The 2917-nt window shown below is 62.3% G+C and carries 6 protein-coding genes; all 6 read right to left on the reverse strand.

Annotated features, from left to right (window positions below; translation table 11 throughout):
• Nucleotides 1–212 (reverse strand): hypothetical protein (locus ADK66_RS26845; protein ID WP_197281647.1); only part of this gene is annotated, 212 nt, incomplete at its 3' end.
• Between the two features lie 113 nt (nt 213–325).
• Complete coding sequence (locus tag ADK66_RS31675) at nt 326–712, reverse strand: hypothetical protein (protein WP_157552960.1); 387 nt, start codon at nt 710–712, stop codon at nt 326–328.
• 90 nt (nt 713–802) lie between these two features.
• Nucleotides 803–1294 (reverse strand): hypothetical protein, encoded by a 492-nt coding sequence (locus ADK66_RS26850; protein WP_053660160.1) that lies wholly within the window; start codon nt 1292–1294, stop codon nt 803–805.
• A gap of 360 nt (nt 1295–1654) precedes the next feature.
• On the reverse strand, nt 1655–1942 hold the full coding sequence (locus ADK66_RS26855; protein WP_053660162.1) for a hypothetical protein: 288 nt from the start codon (nt 1940–1942) through the stop codon (nt 1655–1657).
• 328 nt (nt 1943–2270) lie between these two features.
• Nucleotides 2271–2504 carry a hypothetical protein gene (locus ADK66_RS31680; RefSeq protein WP_157552963.1) on the reverse strand — a complete coding sequence of 78 codons (234 nt, stop codon included), beginning with the start codon at nt 2502–2504 and terminating at the stop codon, nt 2271–2273.
• A 188-nt stretch (nt 2505–2692) separates the two neighbouring features.
• Nucleotides 2693–2917 (reverse strand): hypothetical protein (locus ADK66_RS32495; protein WP_231640214.1); only part of this gene is annotated, 225 nt, incomplete at its 5' end.

Raw genomic sequence — 2917 nt, forward strand, 5'->3', positions numbered from 1 at the left:
GTGAGCAGGTGACGCGCGAGCGAGGTGAGCCCAGCCGCGTTGCCCGAGATCAAGATCGTCTTCGCCGTCGTCTCGAGCACCTCTATTCGCAGGACGGTGTCGTCGTCCCAGTCGCTGATCAGGCCACGGCCGGGGTCATACGGGATGACTCCGACGACGACGGACTCCTTCGGCGGCTCGTCAGGGTCGATCACGTCTGGCAGGCCCGACACGGGTGCCACTCCTTCTCCTCCGGTAAATAGACGTGATGGTTGCTCACGGGCCCACCGCCGCGTCGTCCAGCCGATCGAGTTCCGGTACCGCACGTGGCGCTGACCGCCATACTTCAACCCGTAAGCGCAATTACCAGCGGCTCGGAATTCGGCGACAGGCACTCGTGGCCGGGGACGTATTCCACATGAAGGTGGGCAGAATTGTCGCCCTCGTCGGTGAAGCCGATGAGGGCCGACGCAAGGGACTCCAACTCTCCCGGTCCACCGGAGAATGTCAAGGTGCGAGAATCAGCCGAAAGCGATATGGCAACATCACCGGACGTGCATGTTGACTCTATCGTCGACAGTGCCCTGCTGTATGGAAAAGGGTCCGCCTCAACGTTGAGCGGCAGTGTCTCGCGGCCGGAGCGGAGCGCTTGGGCCAGGCTTAGCAGATCCAGCCGAGTTCCTGACAATTCCATTTCAGCTGTCGCGTCCGAACGCAGGACTTGCATATCCATCCTCCTCCTTCGCGAGCCAGCAGCTGTCGGCGGGCGAAGCTGTGGACGGGCCCATGGCCCTGGGGTGGGCAGCTGACGTCGTGGCCAAGTTCAGTCACTTGCCCTCTGGTAGCCCAGAGCTTCACGCAAGAGTGCCAGGATCGCGGCACAGAAGGCGTCCTCAGCCGGGGCGGCATGGGTGACCAGCGTAAGCGCAGTTGCCTCCGGCAGAGCCAGTTCGACGCCGGTCCACCCTGACAGCGGGCCGTCGTCCAGGCGACCCTCGCCGGCGACGTCTACCTCTACCACCAGGCCGTGGTGAATCTCGTAGATGAGCGTCACTGGCCCGGAACCATCCGGCATCGGGTGGTAACCGTGCTCCTCCCAATGCTCGTCCATCGCCGCATCGCGGGCGAACATCAGTTCACCGCGAGCCGGATAGCCAGCAGCATCGCCGAGGTCGATGGTCATCGGCTCTCTGCCGTCATCGATGCCGATGAGCGCAGACGGCCAGAGTCGCCGCATGCTACGGACGAACGCGGTCACGGCTGGTCGCGCGTCGAAAGGCACCACGACGAGGGTGTCCACCCCAGTGATCTCCACCCACCCTCCTGTCACGACCTCGGCACCCACCTCAACGCCGCTGCACGGGCAGGAGCCTCCCAACCCTACGCAGCCGCCTCCCGGCAGCACCGGCTGTCGTAGACCGTGGTCAAGAGCACCCGTCCTTCAGAAGGTGCCGCGAGCCCGAAGTCGGCTCGCACTGCCTGCCTTCCGACTACATCCGGCCAAACAGGAGTCGTCAGGGATCCGGCCACCTCGGGAGCGCCGGCGCGGAACAGCACCGCAACGACCCCTCTTTCGCATGGCGAGGCGCGCCCCTCGCTCAAGGAACGAGGGACGAGGGACGAGGGACGAGACGACCCGCAGTTCGGTCGCACCGCCCCTCGACCACCTGTCGGCTCATTCCAAGGTCAACCATTCGTTGTACGCCTCATACGCGCTCTCCGTCACGTCCCGCAGGTCCCATTCGGATAAGTAGCCCGCCTTAGCTGCGAGCAACCCCAGCGGCTTTCCCGCTTGCGACAGAATCTCGCCCGGCTCATCCCAGGATGACGCGACACCTATAAGAATCTCTTTCGCCTTGACTGGGTCAAGCTCAGCCATTCGTGAAATGGCGTCGCATCTTTCCGAAACACCACCTGACTTGTCCATCGCGACCAGCGCGAGCTCGAAGAAGTCATCGGTCATAGCGGGCAGGATCCGAGAACATGGGTCAGCGCATCCGTCGTCTCGTCGGTCACAGGACAGGTAGGAGGATAGTGCGGAAGCGCTCCGCCTCTGCGACCGCGTCGTCCAGCTCGTCGAGAGCTGCGCGGTCACCGGGGTCATGGCGCAGCAGGCGAGCCGCCTCCTCCAATTGCATCAACAGGGCAGTGAACATATCGCCGCGAGAACCGACGCCGCTCCAAAGGCGAACCATGGAGGGGCGATACCAGCAGGCGGCAAAGGGGGCGTGACCTTCTGGTCACGCCCCCTTTGCCGTCCTTACTTCAGTGTTGTTACCCCAATTGGATTTCTACGCATTCAGGGCAATCACCAGGGGTTCGGTTCTTGGCGAGAGATATTCATGCCCCGGAACATGCTCCACATGAATATGGGCGGTGATGTCACCTTCATCCCCAAATTCTTCAAGGACAGACGCGAACACCTCCAGCTCTTCCGCACCACCCTCTATCCGCAACGCGTCACGATCGGACAGATAGAAAATCATGAGGTTGCCCTCGGTGCGCTCGAACTCAATGGCGGGCAAAGCCTTATCGTAGGGCGATGGATCCCCTCCGACATCTAAAGGGATACGACCCCGGCCTGATCGCAATCGAGCTGCCAAGTCCCGTAGTTCCCAATCTGTCCCAGACAACTCGAGCTCGCCGGTGTCCTTGTGATATAGAACCTTCACTCCCACCCCTTACAGCCGGACATCAGCAGTAGTCCCCTGACCTAATCGTAGACGGGCCGATCGGAAGCGCAGAACCATCCGGGTATCGGCTCACGAAGCAGGCCCTCCTCCACAAGACCGCGACACACTTGCTCGACGCAGCGGCTGACCTCCGGCCTCGCCCCTGCAGATTGATTCGAGAAGCGCAACAAACGCCATGGATCAAATACCGCGGAATCATCGGGAAGAAGATCGACGTCCACCTCACGGCCGACTGCGTCGACCAT

The organism is Micromonospora sp. NRRL B-16802, assembly GCF_001279555.1.
Lineage (GTDB): Bacteria > Actinomycetota > Actinomycetes > Mycobacteriales > Micromonosporaceae > Micromonospora > Micromonospora profundi.

Coding starts and splice junctions, on each gene's coding strand:
- ADK66_RS31675 (WP_157552960.1), bottom strand. CDS start 712: ATGGATATGCAAGTCCTGCGTTCGGACGCGACAGCTGAAATGGAATTG.
- ADK66_RS26855 (WP_053660162.1), bottom strand. CDS start 1,942: ATGACCGATGACTTCTTCGAGCTCGCGCTGGTCGCGATGGACAAGTCA.